This window comes from Roseateles sp. P5_E8, assembly GCF_054177665.1.
This window is the reverse complement of record NZ_JBGCUM010000032.1, coordinates 1-14,861: the sequence shown is the minus strand read 5'-3', so window position 1 is coordinate 14,861 and position 14,861 is coordinate 1. Positions and strand designations below refer to the sequence as shown.

The following is a 14,861-nucleotide window of genomic DNA, read 5'->3' as shown; positions in this document are numbered from 1 at the left end:
CAGAGGAGGACCCAAAATGACATTCCCGCTGCGCGCCACGCTGACCGTTTTCGTTTCTGTTTCACTCGCCCTGGCCATGGGCACCGCCCTGGCAGCCGACCTGCCGCCCGCGCCCGTCGTGGTGCAGAAGCAGGCCCTCAGCGCCCAGGGCGCGGACCTCAAGGTCACGCTGTCCGTCGACAAGCTGAAGGTCTCCATCCTGCCGGGCGACGACATCGGCGGCAGTGCGCTGGGCTGGTTCTGCGGCAACCGCCAGCCGCTGGTGGCCAACGAGAACTTCATCAAGGCGGCCGGGGTCTATCTGGCCAGCATCACGACGCAGGAGCTCAAGCGGCTGGGCTACCCGCTGGCGGGCATGGGCAAGGCGAATGCGTTCGACGTGGATGTCACCGCGGCGCCGGACTTCCGCATCGGCGGCATCCTGACCGAGCTCAAGCAGGAAGTCTGCTCCGAGCCCGGCAAGGCCGAGGGCTGGGTGCGCTACAAGATCGACTGGGCGCTGTTCTCCGAGAAGAAGCAGAAGGTCGTCTACCAGGCCAGCACCGAAGGCCTGGGCGCCAGCAAGGAGAAGGTTCCCGACCTGCACAAGCGGGCCATCGTCTCGTCGCTGGCCAACTTCCTGGCGTCGCCGTCGGTGCTCGAAGCGCTCAAGGCCAATGATGCCGAGCCGGTCGCTTCTGCCACTCCTGCCGCCACTCCAGCATCCGGCGCCGAGGCCGTCGCGGCCGCCGCAGCTCCTGGCACGGTGGCCCTCAAGGGCGCCGTGGTCGCGGGCGGTGGCGCGCTGAAGAACCAGGCCCAGCTGCGCAACGCCGTCGTCACGCTGGAAACGGCGGCCGGCTCGGGCAGCGGCTTCTTCATCAACAAGGACGGCCACCTGCTGACCAACGCCCATGTCGTCAAGGGCTCCAAGTACGCGCGCATCAAGCTGCAGAACGGCGACAAGGCGGTGGCCGAAGTCATCAAGGTCAACGAGCAGACCGATGTGGCGCTGCTGAAGACGGCGCTCACCGACGGCGATGCACTGGCCCTGCGCAGCGGCCCCGCACTGGAGGTGGGCTCGGACGTCTACGCCATCGGCTCGCCGCTGGGCGTGCTGAACAACTCGATGACGCGCGGCGTGCTCAGCGCCGACCGCGTGCTGCAGGGCCGGCGCGTGCTGCAAAGCGACGCGGCGGTGACCTTCGGCAGCAGCGGCGGCCCGCTGCTGGACAGCGACGGCCGCGTCGTCGCCATCACGCAAGGCGGTGTCGAGAAGGGCTTCAACTTCTTCATCCCCATCGAGGTGGCGTTGAAGGCGCTGCAGATCAGCGTCGCGCCCTGAACACTCCCATCGTCTCGACGAGCCCCGCATAAAACTTTTGGGCCGAGCGCCGGGCCTGCCATGGGCCAGAGGCCCACGGCCTTACGTAGGCACAAGCAGTCCGCAGGGACTGCTTGTGTCCGACTCCAGTTCGCCAAGCCGGCCCGTCTGGCGATGTGCTCGCGGCTCGATGCCGCGAGCATCGCCGTCCCCGCGGGGGACCGACCAGGCACGCCTGCGTTCAGCAAGGCGTGATTGGGCGAGGGGCAGTTTCACTTCAGTGCGCCAGCTGCCACACGCCCACGATGACGTGGCCCCAGAGCGTCACGTTGAAGCACAGCAGCGTGAACACGCGCAGGAAAGTCCAGAACTTGCGCGCGCGCTGGAAGGCCTCGTCCTCGCCGGTGAAGAAATAGATGCCCATGTAGAGCACCGAGGGAAGCAGGCTGGCGGCCATCACGAACGCCATGAACCAGTAGAAAAAGGTCATGCCGCATTGTGGCAATGCGCGGCCCCTGCGAGATTGGACGTTAGCCCGGGGGCACCACCTGGATACGCGGGCACGGCAGCCACGCTGGTCCAGGACGAGCAGCAGGCGCTGGCCGATGACGGGGTGGCTGACGATCTGGCGCGGTTGCTCGGCCAGCGCTATGGCTCAGTGTGGCTCGGCGAGCGCCGACAGCATGGCCTGCCACAGCGGCAGGTAGGCGGGATTGCTGATGCCCTCGCCATGCGCCGCGCGTCCCCGCACCGGCTGGTCCAGCGCATGCACCTGGAGCTTGGGAATGCCCAGCGTGGCGTAGATCCGCGCCATCGCATCTGCCTGCGGTTCCTGCACGTGGTAGGTGGCATGCCAGCGCTCGGGCGGCGTCACGGCGGGCTGGCGATACCAGCGGGCCACATCGCCGCTGCCATCCTTGTCCCAGCCGCCGGAGAACATCAGCACGCCGGCCACGGCGCGCGTCTTGGCGAGATAGGCCGCCATGCCGCCACCCTGGGACTGGCCGGCCAGCACGATGCGGCTCCAGCGCGGCTCGTTGCCATCGAGGTAGGCGGCCCACTGGCCGGCCGGGTCTTGCTCGGCCAGATGCCTGAGCAATTGCGTGAGGCGGGGGACGATGGCGTCGTGGGGCTTGTCGGCGATGGGTGCCGACGTGGCGTCGCCCCACACGCGCTGCTGGCGGAAGGCCGCCGCGCAGCCGGGATGGGCTCGCAGGCGTGGACCGATGCAGACCTGGGACACGGCGACATCGTCCAGATAGGACAGGCCGACCAGCCGGAAGCCGCCGTCCCTCACCGCCTTGAACAGCGCCTTGGGTCCGGTCTCCGGGTGGCCATTGGTGCCCGGCAGCCAGACGAGCAGCGGCTCGGCCACCGCCGGGTCATAGACCACCCAGTGCGGCGCCTCGTCGGCCGCCAGCCGTGCATCGGTGGCCTGGGGCGCCACGCGCAGCGCGCGCTCCTGGGCCTGCGCGGCGAATGCCAACAGCAGCGCCACCAGACCCAGGAAGCAGCGCATCGCCGCTTACTTCTTGCGCACCGGCGGGATGTCCGTGCAGGAGCCGTGCGCCACTTCGGCGGCCATGCCGAGCGATTCGCCAAGCGTCGGGTGCGGGTGGATGGTCTTGCCGATGTCCACCGCGTCCGCGCCCATCTCGATGGCCAGCGCGATCTCGCCGATCATGTCGCCGGCATGGGTGCCGACGATGCCGCCGCCGATGATGCGGTGGCTCTCTTCGTCGAAGAGCAGCTTGGTGAAGCCTTCGTCGCGACCGTTGGCAATCGCACGGCCAGAGGCCGTCCACGGGAACAGGCCCTTGGTGACCTTGATGCCCTTGGCCTTGGCCTCGTCCTCGGTGATGCCCACCCAGGCCACCTCGGGGTCGGTGTAGGCCACGCTGGGGATCACGCGGGCGTCGAACTGGCTCTTCTTGAGCTTCTCGTCGCCCAGCAGTTCACCGGCGATGACTTCAGCGGCGACATGGCCTTCGTGCACCGCCTTGTGGGCCAGCATGGGCTGGCCGACGATGTCGCCGATGGCGAAGACGCTGGGCACGTTGGTGCGCATCTGCACGTCGACTGGGATGAAGCCGCGGTCGGTCACGACGACGCCGGCGTTCTCAGCAGCGATCTTCTTGCCGTTGGGCGTGCGGCCCACGGCTTGCAGAACCAGGTCGTAGCGCTGCGGTTCCTTCGGCGCGCCCTCGCCTTCGAAGGTGACCCAGATGCCGTCGGGCCTGGCTTCGGCGCCGACCGTCTTCGTGTTCAACATGATGTTGTCGAAGCGGTGCGCGTTGAACTTCTGCCAGACCTTGACGAGGTCGCGGTCGGCACCGGTCATGAGCGTGGGCAGCATCTCGACGACGTCCAGGCGCGAGCCCAGCGTGGAGTACACCGTGCCCATTTCCAGGCCGATGATGCCGCCGCCGACGATGAGCATCTTCTCGGCTTCGACGTCCATCTCCAGCGCGCCGGTCGAGTCGACGATGCGTGGGTCGTTGGGCAGGAAGGGCAGGCGCACGGCCTGCGAACCGGCCGCGATGACGAGGCGCTTGAAGGCGATGGTCTGCGACGTGCCGGTCTTGGCCTGGCCGACGGCGCCTTCGGTCGCTTCGACCTTGAGGTTCTGCGCGTCCAGCAACGAGCCGACGCCACGCAGGACCGTCACCTTGCGCATCTTGGCCATGGCCGCGAGGCCGCCCGTCAGCTTGCCGGTGACCTTGTTCTTGTGCGCGCGCAGCTTGGTGATGTCAACCTCGGGCTCGCCGAAGGCCACGCCGAGGTCGGCCATGTGGCTGACCTCGTCCATGACGGCCGCGACGTGCAGCAGCGCCTTGGACGGGATGCAGCCCACATTCAGGCAGACGCCGCCGAGCGTCGCGTAACGCTCGACGATGGCGACCTTGAGGCCCAGATCGGCGGCGCGGAAGGCGGCCGAATATCCACCGGGGCCGCCACCGAGGACGACGAGGTCGAAGGCCTGGTCGGCGCCGCCGGAGTAGGTCGCGGCGACCGGGGCGGGCGCAGCAGCCACGGGTGCCGGTGCAGGCGCCGCAGCAGCAGGAGCCGGCGCGGGAGCCGCGGCTTCAGCCGACTCCAGCGTCAGCACGACCGAGCCCTTCTTGACCTTGTCACCGACCTTGACGCGCAGCTCCTTCACCACGCCGGCAGCGGAAGACGGAATCTCCATCGACGCCTTGTCGCTCTCGACGGTGATGAGGCTCTGCTCGACCTTGACGGTGTCGCCGGCCTTCACCAGCACCTCGATGACGCCGACTTCGTCGAAGTCGCCAATGTCCGGAACTTGAACTTCAATGATTGCCATGAGTTCAGCTCCCGATCACAGCGCGATCCGACGGAAGTCGGACAGCAGCGAAGCGAAGTAGACATTGAAGCGCGCAGCCGCAGCGCCGTCGATGACGCGGTGGTCCCAGCTCAGCGACAGCGGCAGGATCAGGCGCGGCTGGAAGGCCTTGCCGTCCCACACGGGCTCGATCGAGCTCTTGCAGACGCCCATGATGGACACCTCAGGCGCATTGATGATGGGCGTGAAGTACTTGCCGCCGATGCCGCCCAGGGACGAGATCGAGAAGCAGCCACCGCTCATGTCGGCCGGTCCCAGCTTGCCGTCGCGGGCCTTCTTGGCCAGCTCGCCCATTTCCTGGGTGATCTGGAAGATGCCCTTCTTGTCGGCGTCCTTGATGACCGGGACGACGAGGCCGTTGGGCGTGTCCGCCGCGAAGCCGATGTGGAAGTAGTTCTTCAGCACCAGCGTGTCGCCGTCCAGCGAGCTGTTGAACTCGGGGAACTTCTTCAGCGCCGCGACGGCCGCCTTGATCATGAAGGCGAGCATCGTCACCTTGATGCCGGCCTTCTCGTTTTCCTTGTTCAGCTGGACGCGGAAGGCTTCGAGCTCGGTGATGTCGGCGTCGTCATGGTTGGTGACGTGCGGGATGACCACCCAGTTGCGATGCAGGTTGGCGCCCGAGATCTTCTTGATGCGGGACAGCTCCTTGCGCTCGACGGAGCCGAACTTCTCGAAGTCCACCTTGGGCCAGGCCAGCACGGACAGGCCACCACCGGCGCCGCCAGCAGCGGCTGCAGGCGCGACGGCCTTCTGCGCGGCGGTCTGCACCGAACCGCTCATGACGGCCTTGACGAAGCCCTGCACGTCGCTCTCGACGATGCGGCCCTTGGCGCCAGTGCCCTTCACTTCGTCCAGCGGCACGCCCAGCTCGCGGGCGAGCTTGCGAATGGTGGGCGAAGCGTGGGGCAGCTTGCCCGTGGGGGCCACGGGCTGGTGCGGCGGCAGCGCGGCCGTCGGCACCGTCTTGGCTTCAGCCGGCGCAGCGGCAGGCGCCGCAGCGGTCGGCGCGGGCGCGGCCACAAGTGCTGCGGCGGGCGCAGCAACGCCACCGGTCGCGGCCACGCGGGCCAGGGCCGAGCCCTTCTTGACCTTGTCGCCCACCTTGACGAGCAGCTCCTCAACGACGCCGGCATGCGACGACGGGATCTCCATCGAGGCCTTGTCGCTCTCGACGGTGATGAGGCTCTGCTCGACCTTGACGGTGTCGCCGACCTTCACGAGCAACTCGATGACGGCCACTTCGTCGAAGTCGCCGATGTCCGGCACTTCGATGGTGACGGGCCCACTGCTTTGCGCAGGGGCCGCCGGTGCGGGCGCGGGTGCAGCCGGAGCCGGCGCGGGGGCCGCAGCGGCAGGCACCGGAGCTGCTGCCGCCGGCGCCGGCGCAGCAGCGCCCTCGCCTTCGACGATCACCACGACGCTGCCCTGCTTGACCTTGTCGCCCACGGCGATCTTGATCTCCTTGACAACGCCGGCCTGCGACGACGGAATCTCCATCGACGCCTTGTCGCTTTCGACGGTGATCAGGCTTTGCTCGACCTTGACGGTGTCGCCCACCTTGACCAACACCTCGATGACGCCGACTTCGTCGAAATCGCCAATGTCGGGAACCTTGACTTCAACCAATGCCATGTCTTGTCTCCCGGGCTTTACGCGTACAGCGGGTTGATCTTGTTGGCGTCGATGCCGTACTTGGCAATCGCCTCGGCCACCTTGGCGACCGGCACCGCGCCGTCATCGGCCAGCGCCTTCAGCGCGGCGACGACGATGTAGTGGCGGTTCACCTCGAAGTGGGCACGCAGCTTGGAGCGGAAGTCACTGCGGCCGAAGCCGTCGGTACCCAGCACCTTGTACGAACGGCCGCGCGGGATGAAGGCGCGGATCTGCTCGGCGTAGTTCTTCATGTAGTCGGTGGACGCGATGACCGGGCCCTTGGTCTGGCCCAGCTGCTGCGTCACGAAGGGCACGCAGGCCAGTTCGGTCGGGTGCAGCAGGTTCCAGCGCTCGGCGTTCTGGCCGTCGCGGGCCAGCTCGTTGAAGCTCGGGCAGCTCCACACGTTGGCGCCGATGCCCCAGTCTTCTTCCAGCAGCTTCTTGGCGGCCTGGCTTTCGCGCAGGATGGTGCCGGAGCCCAGCAGGTTGACGGCCAGCGGCTGGGCCGCGTCGGCTTCTTCCAGCAGGTACATGCCCTTGAGGATGTGCTCCTCGGTGCCGGCCTTGAGGCCAGGCATCGGGTAGTTCTCGTTCAGCAGGGTGATGTAGTAGTAGACGTTTTCCTGGTCTTCCACCATGCGCTTCAGGCCGCGATGCATGATGACCGCCACTTCGTGCGCGAAGGTCGGGTCATAGGACACGCAGTTAGGAATCGTGCCGGCCAGGATGTGGCTGTGACCGTCTTCGTGTTGCAGGCCTTCGCCGTTCAGCGTGGTGCGGCCGGACGTGCCGCCCAGCAGAAAGCCTCTAGCCTGCATGTCGCCGGCGGCCCAGGCCAGGTCGCCGATGCGCTGGAAGCCGAACATCGAGTAGTAGACATAGAACGGGATCATCACGCGGTTGTTCGTCGAGTACGACGTCGCCGCAGCGATCCAGCTGGCCATGCCGCCGGCTTCGTTGATGCCTTCCTGCAGCACCTGGCCGGCCTTGTCCTCGCGGTAGTACATGACCTGGTCGCGGTCGACCGGGGTGTACTGCTGGCCCGCAGGGTTGTAGATGCCGATCTGCCGGAACAGGCCTTCCATGCCGAAGGTGCGGGCTTCGTCGACGAGGATGGGCACCGTGCGCGGTCCCAGTTCCTTGTCACGCAGCAGCGTCGTCAGGAAGCGCACATAGGCCTGGGTCGTCGAGATCTCGCGGCCTTCGGCCGTCGGGTCCAGCACGGCCTGGAAAGTGGCCAGGTCGGGCACTGCCAGCTTCTCGTCGGTCTTGGCGCGGCGCTTGGGCAGGTAGCCGCCCAGTGCGTTGCGGCGCTCGTGCAGGTACTTCAGTTCCTGCGAGCCTTCCGGCGGCTGGTAGAACGGGATCTTGGGCAGGTCTTCATCCGACACCGGGATGTTGAAGCGGTCGCGCATCGCGCGGATGTCGTCGTCCTGCAGCTTCTTGGTCTGGTGGGCGGTGTTCTTGCCTTCACCGATCTTGCCCATGCCGAAGCCCTTGACGGTCTTCACGAGCAGCACGGTCGGCTGGCCGACGGTGTTGACGGCCTTGTGATACGCCGCGTAAACCTTCTGCGGGTCGTGACCACCGCGTTGCAGGCGCCAGATGTCCTCGTCGCTCATCTTGGAGACGAGCTCCAGCAGCTTGGGATGCTTGCCGAAGAAGTTCTTGCGCACGAAGGCGCCGTCGTTGGCCTTCATGGCCTGGTAGTCACCGTCGACGGTGTCCATCATGACCTTGCGCAGCAGCTCGTCCTTGTCGCGCGCCAGCAGCGGGTCCCAGTAGCCGCCCCAGATCAGCTTGATGACGTTCCAGCCCGCACCGCGGAACTCGCCTTCAAGTTCTTGAATGATCTTGCCGTTGCCGCGCACCGGGCCGTCCAGGCGCTGCAGGTTGCAGTTGACGACGAAGATCAGGTTGTCCAGCTTCTCGCGCGCGGCCAGGCCGATGGCGCCCAGCGATTCCGGCTCGTCCATCTCGCCGTCGCCCAGGAACACCCAGACCTTGCGCTTGCTCGTGTCGGCAATGCCGCGGGCGTGCAGGTACTTCAGGAAGCGCGCCTGGTAGATGGCCATCAAGGGGCCGAGGCCCATCGAGACGGTCGGGAACTGCCAGAAGTTGGGCATCAGCTTCGGATGCGGATAGCTGGACAGGCCCTTGCCGTCGACTTCCTGGCGGAAGTTGATCAGCTGCTCTTCGGTGATGCGGCCTTCCATGAAGGCGCGGGCGTAGATGCCGGGAGCGCTGTGGCCCTGGATATAGAGCAGGTCGCCGCCGTGCACGCCGTCGTCGGCATGCCAGAAGTGATTGAAACCGCAGCCCAGCATCGTCGCCAGCGAGGCAAACGATGAAATGTGGCCGCCCAGGTCACCCCCATCCTCGGGGTTGTGCTTGTTGGCGCGAACCACCATCGCCATGGCGTTCCAGCGCATATAGGCGCGCAGGCGCTCTTCGATCTCGATGTTGCCGGGGAAGCGTTCTTCCTGGTCGGTCGGGATGGTGTTGACGTAGGCCGTGTTGGCTGAGAACGGCACTTCGATGCCCGCCTGGCGGGCGTGATCGATCAGGGTCTCGAGCAGGAAGTGGGCGCGGTCGCCGCCCTCCTCACCGATGACGGACGAGAGGGCATCCAGCCACTCACGGGTTTCCGTCGGATCTTTGTCATTCGCGGCGGCGCCGAGAAATTCTTGCGGCTGGGCGGACATGGCCGGTCTCCTTCAAGTGCTGCCTCTGGCGGGCAGCGGGGTGTTCTGACAAGGGCAAGCAGGCACGGGGACCGCGAGCGGGCGGAGTGTCTCACAAGTCCCCACCACTTCCCAAATGGCGCGAGACGATTTCTTATTATGAAATTACCATGACCGCCGCCGCCCCGGATAATTTGGCGATGGCCCTAGACCCGCACGCTCCCGAGACCCGCACACGCCGACAGCGCCTGCTGGCCCCTTGGCGCCGCCTGGTCGCCACCTGGTGGTTCCGGCAATCGCCCTCGCGCCAGGACCGGCTGGCCACGCTGGGCCCGCTGATCTCGGTGCTGCTCTTCCTGGCGGCCATCATTTCGGCCTTCTGGTACCTGCGCAACGAGGAAATCGAGCGCGAGACCGAGTCCGTCAAGCGCGACACCGAGATCGCCCAGCAGCAGATCCGCCTGCGACTGATCGAGAACCAGGAGCAGCTGGTGCGCATTGCGCGGGAGGTCGTCACCCGGCAGATCGACGCGCATGAGTTCTCCGCCCAGGCCCAGGCCTTTGCGCGCGATCGGCCCGAGCTGACCCATGTGACCTGGCTGAGCAACCGGCGCGAGCGCCGCAGCAGCGTGGGCGCGGCGGGCTTCCAGGCCGACGGCCTGATGTCGGCAGAAGGCAGCGACCCATCGATGCCCATGCCCAACCAGTCCAACGCGGCCGCGATCGCCTTCGAGGCAGCCAAGGACCGCCGCCAGCCCGTCTACTCGCCGCCGTTCACCGACGGCAACGGCGTCACCGTCTTCCAGTTGCACATCCCGCTGATCGACCGCGGCGGCTTCGTCGGCGTGCTGATCGCCGAGTACACGGTCGAGGCTCTGGTGCGCTATTACGTGCCGAGCGAGGTCTCCACGCGCCACAGCATCGCCGTGCTGGATGCGCGCGACCAGGTCGTCAGCAGCACCGTCACGCCCATGCCCGGCCAGGGCCTGCGCCGCGCTGCGCTGCTGCACGATGTGCCGCTCGCGCCCGCGCTCAACGGCCTGGTGCTGCGCGGCCAGGGCTGGCGCACGTCCATCGGCCTGATCAACAACGCCCTCTTCTGGCTGGTGCTGGCGCTCGCCGGCATGACGGTGTGGATGCTGCTGGGCACCTGGCGGCACATGCGCCGGCGCACGCAGATCCAGAACGCGCTGACGCTGGAGACCAACTTCCGCCGCGCCATGGAAAACTCCATGCTGACCGGCATGCGCGCCATGGACATGGACACGCGCATCACTTATGTGAACCCGGCCTTCTGCGCGATGACCGGCTTCTCGGAAGCCGACCTCGTCGGCCGCACGCCGCCCTATCCCTTCTGGCCCAACGACCGGCGCGAGGAGAACGCGCGCCTCTTGCAGCAGGAGCTGCAGGGCCGCAGCCCATCGGGCGGCGTGGAGGTGAAGATCCAGCGCAAAGACGGTTCGTCCTTCGACGCCCGCGTCTACGTCTCGCCGCTGGTGGACACCAAGGGCAAGCAGACCGGCTGGATGACCTCGATGACCAACATCACCGAGGCCAAGCGCGTGCGCGACCAGCTCTCCGCCTCGCACGAGCGCTTCACCACCGTGCTGGAGGGGCTGGACGCCGCCGTGTCCGTGCTGTCGGTGACACCGCCCGAGCTGCTGTTCGCCAACCGCAGCTACCGCCTCTGGTTCGGCGCCGACCCCGCCGGCCACGCGCTGCTGGCCGGCGGCCAACTGGTCGGCACCACCAGCCGCCACGGCGGCCTGAACGACGGCACGGACGAGGTGGACGACTACTCCGGCCTGCCTTCCGAGGCCCTGACCGACATGGGCTCGGACCCGCGCGAGGTCTACGTCGAATCGCTGGCCATGTGGTTCGACGTGCGCGCCCGCTACCTGCAATGGACCGACGGCCGCTTGGCGCAGATGCTGATCGCCACGGACATCACAATGCGCCGCGCCGCCGAGGCCCAGGCCGCCCTGCAGGCCGACAAGGCCCAGGTGACGAGCCGGCTGATGACCATGGGCGAGATGGCCTCCAGCGTCGCCCACGAGCTGAACCAGCCGCTGACCGCCATCACCAACTACTGCAACGGCATGGTCAGCCGCGTGCGCGCCGACAGCATCGACAAGGAAGCGCTGATGGCCGCGCTGACCAAGACGGCCAAGCAGGCCGAGCGGGCCGGCCAGATCATTCACCGCATCCGCAACTTCGTGAAGCGCAGCGAGCCGCAGCGCCAGCCGGCCTTTGCGCCCGACATCGTCGAGGACGCCGTGGAGCTCGCCGGCATCGAACTGCGCCGCCGCAACGTCGCCATCCACACCTATGTCGCGCAGCGGCTGCCGCAGATGATGGTCGACCCCATCCTCATCGAGCAGGTGTTGATGAACCTGCTGAAGAACGCGGCCGAAGCCATCGACAACGCCTCCTTGCCCACCTCGCGCCGCCATATCGAGCTGCGCGTGGTGCCCAAGCACAGCGCCGAGCTGGGCGGGCAGATCGAGTTCTCGGTGACCGACATGGGCCCGGGCCTGCCAGATGAGGTGCTGGCCCGCATGTACGAGGCCTTCTTCTCGACCAAGGCCGACGGCCTGGGCATCGGCTTAGGGTTATGCCGGTCTATCGTCGAGTCCCACCAGGGCCGGATAAAAGCCGAGAACCTCTACAATGGCTCCCTGGTCGTCGGGTGCCGATTCGCGTTCACGATACCCGTCACCATCACACCCGAACACCTGCGTCAGGACCCCAACCCGGGTGCCGCCAGCAGCGCTCAGAGAACCGAACCCACCACACCATGAGCTTGATCCCCAAGAAGGGCAACGTCTACGTTGTCGACGATGACGAGGCAGTTCGCGACTCGCTGCAATGGCTGCTTGAAGGCAAGGACTACCGGGTCAAATGCTTTGACTCGGCTGAATCCTTCCTGACGCGCTACGACCCTCGCGAAGTCGCCTGCCTCATCGCCGACATTCGCATGGACGGCATGACGGGCCTGGAACTCCAGGACCGCCTCATCGAGCGCAAGAGCCCGCTGCCCATCGTCTTCATCACCGGCCACGGCGACGTGCCGATGGCCGTGCAGACGATGAAGAAGGGCGCGATGGACTTCATCGAGAAGCCGTTCAAGGAAGAAGAGCTGCTGGCCCTGGTGGAGCGCATGCTCGACCAGGCCCGCGAAGCCTTCTCCAGCCACCAGGAAGCCGCCAGCCGCGACGCCCTGCTGGCCCGGCTCACGACCCGCGAAGCGCAAGTGCTGGAGCGCATCGTCGCGGGCCGCCTGAACAAGCAGATCGCCGACGACCTCGGCATCAGCATCAAGACGGTCGAGGCCCACCGCGCCAACATCATGGAAAAGCTCAACGCCAACACGGTGGCGGACCTGCTCAAGATTGCCTTGGGCGCGACCGCCAAGGCTTGAACTCCAACTGATTCCCAAAGGCCGCTGCATCCCAGCGGCCTTTTGCATTCCAGAAAGCAACACTGACATGACCGCCCAATTGATCGACGGCCTCGCCCTTTCCAAGTCCATCCGCGCGGAAGTCGCAACCCGCGCCGCCGCGCTGACGGCTCAAGGCCAACAGCCCGGCCTGGCCGTCGTCATCGTCGGCGACGACCCGGCCAGCCATGTCTACGTGCGCAACAAGGTCAAGGCCTGCGCCGACGCCGGCCTGCATTCGGTGCTGGAGAAGTACGAAGCCAATTTGAGCGAGGCCGATCTGCTGGCCCGCATCGATGCACTCAACCGTGACCCCAGCATCCACGGCATCCTGGTGCAGATGCCCCTGCCCAAGCACATCGATCCGCACAAGGTCATCGAGGCCATCGCGACGGCCAAGGACGTGGACGGCTACTCGACACTGAGCGCCGGCGAGCTGATGACGCAACTGCCCGGTTTCCGCCCCTGCACGCCCTATGGCTGCATGAAGCTGATTGAAAGCACCGGCTTCGACCTGCGCGGCAAGCACGCCGTCGTCATCGGTCGCAGCAACACCGTCGGCAAGCCCATGGCCCTGCTGCTGCTGCAAGCCAACGCCACCGTCACCGTCTGCCACAGCGGCACAACGGACATCGGCCACCACACGCGCCAGGCCGACGTCGTCGTCGCCGCGGTCGGCCGCCGCAACATGCTGACCGCCAACATGGTCAAGCCCGGCGCCGTCGTCATCGACGTGGGCATCAACCGCAATGACGAGGGCAAGCTGTGCGGCGATGTGGACTTCGACGGCGTCCGGCAAGTCGCCGGCTGGATCACCCCTGTGCCGGGCGGGGTGGGCCCGATGACCATTGCCATGCTGCTGGTCAATACGCTTGAATCCGCGGAGCGAAGCCTCAAGTCGAACTGATATGACCAATCCCCTGCTCTCCACCGCCGCCCTGCCCGACTTCGCGGCCATCCAGCCGGAGCACGTCCAGCCCGCCATCACCGAACTGCTGGCCGCCGCGCAAGCCGCGCTCGATGAAGCGACCAAGCCCGAGACGCCCGCCGACTACGACGCGCTCTCGCGCATCCTGGACACGGCGACGGAGCGCATGGGCACGGCCTGGCATGCCGTCGGCCACCTCAACGCCGTGGCTGACACGCCCGCGCTTCGCGAGGCCTACAACGCGGTGCTGCCGGCCGTCACCGAGTTCAGCACGGCCATGGGCGCCAACGAGGCGCTGTTCGCCAAGTACAAGGCTGTCGTGGCCACGCAGGGCGCGTCCTTGAGCGCGCCGCGCCAGCAGTTGCTGAAGCACGCCATCCGCGACTTCGTGCTGTCCGGCGCCGAGCTGCAGGGCGAGGCCCGCGAGCGGTACGCCGCCATCCAGGAGCGCAGCGCCGAGCTGCAGCAGCAGTTCAGCGAGCATGTGCTGGACGCGACCGACGGCTGGAGCTACATCGCCACGGCCGATGAGCTGGCCGGCGTGCCGCAGGACGTGCTGGATGCAACCAAGCTGGACGACGGCGGCAGTCAGTCGCAACACCGGATCACGCTGCACTTCCCGGTCTACCTGCCGGTCATGCAGTACGCCGAGAACCGCGCGCTGCGCGAGATGCTCTACCGCGCCTACGTGACGCGTGCCAGTGAGACGGGCAAGCCCGAGTGGGACAACACCGCCGCCATGCGCGAGATCGTCGCGCTGCGCCAGGAGGAAGCGCAGCTGCTCGGCTACGCCAGCTTCGCCGAGGTGTCGCTGGCGCCCAAGATGGCGTCCACGCCGGCCGAGGTGACGACCTTCCTGAGCGACCTCGCCAAACGCGCCCGCCCCTTCGCCGAGAAGGACCTGGCCGAGCTGCGCGAATTCGCCAAGGGCCAGCCGCTGGAAAGCTGGGACGTCTCGTTCTGGAGCGAGAAGCTGAAGGAAGCCCGCTACGCCTTCAGCGACCAGACCGTGAAGCTCTACTTCACCGCGCCCAAGGTCGTCGGCGGGCTGTTCTCCATCATCGAGCGGCTGTTCGACGTGTCCATCTCGGAGGCCAAGGCCTCGGTCTGGCACGAGACCGTCAAGTTCTACGAGATGCGCCGCGGCGGCCAGCTCATCGCCCAGTTCTATCTCGACCTCTACGCCCGCAATGGCAAGCGCCCCGGCGCCTGGATGGACGAGGTGCGCAGCCGCTGGCTCAAGCCCACGGGTGAACAGCAGACGCCCGTCGCGCTTCTGACCTGCAACTTCGCGCCTCCGGTCGGCGACAAACCGGCGCTGCTGACGCACGACGACGTCATCACCCTCTTCCACGAGTTCGGCCACGGCCTGCATCACATGCTGACGCAGGTGAACGACCTGGGCGTGTCGGGCATTTCCGGCGTCGAGTGGGACGCCGTCGAGCTGCCCAGCCAGTTCATGGAGAACTTCTGCTGGGAGTGGGACG

Annotated in this window: 10 protein-coding genes; 5 read left to right on the top strand and 5 right to left on the bottom strand. The window is 66.9% G+C overall.

Annotated features, from left to right (window positions below; translation table 11 throughout):
• Positions 1 to 16: 16 nt before the first annotated feature.
• On the top strand, positions 17 to 1,324 hold the full coding sequence (locus ACXRVZ_RS17845) for a S1C family serine protease (RefSeq protein WP_457427856.1): 1,308 nt from the start codon (positions 17 to 19) through the stop codon (positions 1,322 to 1,324).
• Positions 1,325 to 1,580: 256 nt separating this feature from the next.
• Here ACXRVZ_RS17845 and ACXRVZ_RS17840 read toward each other — a convergent pair whose 3' ends face one another.
• From ACXRVZ_RS17840 to aceE, 5 genes are all read right to left on the bottom strand, one after another.
• On the bottom strand, positions 1,581 to 1,793 hold the full coding sequence (locus tag ACXRVZ_RS17840; RefSeq protein ID WP_457427603.1) for a hypothetical protein: 213 nt from the start codon (positions 1,791 to 1,793) through the stop codon (positions 1,581 to 1,583).
• 165 nt (positions 1,794 to 1,958) lie between these two features.
• Entirely contained in the window at positions 1,959 to 2,822 is an 864-nt protein-coding gene (locus ACXRVZ_RS17835) for a BPSS1187 family protein (protein WP_457427601.1), read from the bottom strand.
• A gap of 6 nt (positions 2,823 to 2,828) precedes the next feature.
• On the bottom strand, positions 2,829 to 4,628 hold the full coding sequence (gene lpdA, locus ACXRVZ_RS17830) for a dihydrolipoyl dehydrogenase (protein ID WP_457427599.1): 1,800 nt from the start codon (positions 4,626 to 4,628) through the stop codon (positions 2,829 to 2,831).
• A gap of 15 nt (positions 4,629 to 4,643) precedes the next feature.
• The gene (aceF, locus tag ACXRVZ_RS17825) at positions 4,644 to 6,302 is read right to left on the bottom strand and encodes a dihydrolipoyllysine-residue acetyltransferase (RefSeq protein WP_457427597.1); all 1,659 of its coding nucleotides are present in this window, start codon (positions 6,300 to 6,302) and stop codon (positions 4,644 to 4,646) included.
• Between the two features lie 17 nt (positions 6,303 to 6,319).
• Positions 6,320 to 9,028 (bottom strand): pyruvate dehydrogenase (acetyl-transferring), homodimeric type, encoded by a 2,709-nt coding sequence (gene aceE / locus ACXRVZ_RS17820; protein WP_458232652.1) that lies wholly within the window; start codon positions 9,026 to 9,028, stop codon positions 6,320 to 6,322.
• Positions 9,029 to 9,177: 149 nt separating this feature from the next.
• On the opposite strand from aceE, the gene ACXRVZ_RS17815 reads away from it, so the two are divergent.
• The 4 genes from ACXRVZ_RS17815 to ACXRVZ_RS17800 all read left to right on the top strand — a co-directional run.
• Positions 9,178 to 11,808 (top strand): PAS domain S-box protein, encoded by a 2,631-nt coding sequence (locus ACXRVZ_RS17815; protein WP_458232651.1) that lies wholly within the window; start codon positions 9,178 to 9,180, stop codon positions 11,806 to 11,808.
• Positions 11,805 to 12,428 (top strand): response regulator transcription factor, encoded by a 624-nt coding sequence (locus ACXRVZ_RS17810; protein ID WP_348011669.1) that lies wholly within the window; start codon positions 11,805 to 11,807, stop codon positions 12,426 to 12,428. The genes ACXRVZ_RS17815 and ACXRVZ_RS17810 overlap by 4 nt, the downstream gene beginning before the upstream one ends.
• A gap of 67 nt (positions 12,429 to 12,495) precedes the next feature.
• Positions 12,496 to 13,353, top strand: coding sequence for a bifunctional methylenetetrahydrofolate dehydrogenase/methenyltetrahydrofolate cyclohydrolase FolD (folD, locus tag ACXRVZ_RS17805; RefSeq protein WP_458232650.1), 858 nt, complete (start codon positions 12,496 to 12,498; stop codon positions 13,351 to 13,353).
• A gap of 1 nt (position 13,354) precedes the next feature.
• On the top strand, positions 13,355 to 14,861 hold a 1,507-nt coding region (locus tag ACXRVZ_RS17800), incomplete at its 3' end, for a M3 family metallopeptidase (protein WP_458232649.1).

Coding starts and splice junctions, on each gene's coding strand:
- ACXRVZ_RS17815 (WP_458232651.1), top strand. CDS start 9,178: ATGACCGCCGCCGCCCCGGATAATTTGGCGATGGCCCTAGACCCGCAC.
- ACXRVZ_RS17840 (WP_457427603.1), bottom strand. CDS start 1,793: ATGACCTTTTTCTACTGGTTCATGGCGTTCGTGATGGCCGCCAGCCTG.
- ACXRVZ_RS17845 (WP_457427856.1), top strand. CDS start 17: ATGACATTCCCGCTGCGCGCCACGCTGACCGTTTTCGTTTCTGTTTCA.
- aceE (WP_458232652.1), bottom strand. CDS start 9,028: ATGTCCGCCCAGCCGCAAGAATTTCTCGGCGCCGCCGCGAATGACAAA.
- folD (WP_458232650.1), top strand. CDS start 12,496: ATGACCGCCCAATTGATCGACGGCCTCGCCCTTTCCAAGTCCATCCGC.
- ACXRVZ_RS17835 (WP_457427601.1), bottom strand. CDS start 2,822: ATGCGCTGCTTCCTGGGTCTGGTGGCGCTGCTGTTGGCATTCGCCGCG.
- ACXRVZ_RS17810 (WP_348011669.1), top strand. CDS start 11,805: ATGAGCTTGATCCCCAAGAAGGGCAACGTCTACGTTGTCGACGATGAC.
- lpdA (WP_457427599.1), bottom strand. CDS start 4,628: ATGGCAATCATTGAAGTTCAAGTTCCGGACATTGGCGACTTCGACGAA.
- aceF (WP_457427597.1), bottom strand. CDS start 6,302: ATGGCATTGGTTGAAGTCAAGGTTCCCGACATTGGCGATTTCGACGAA.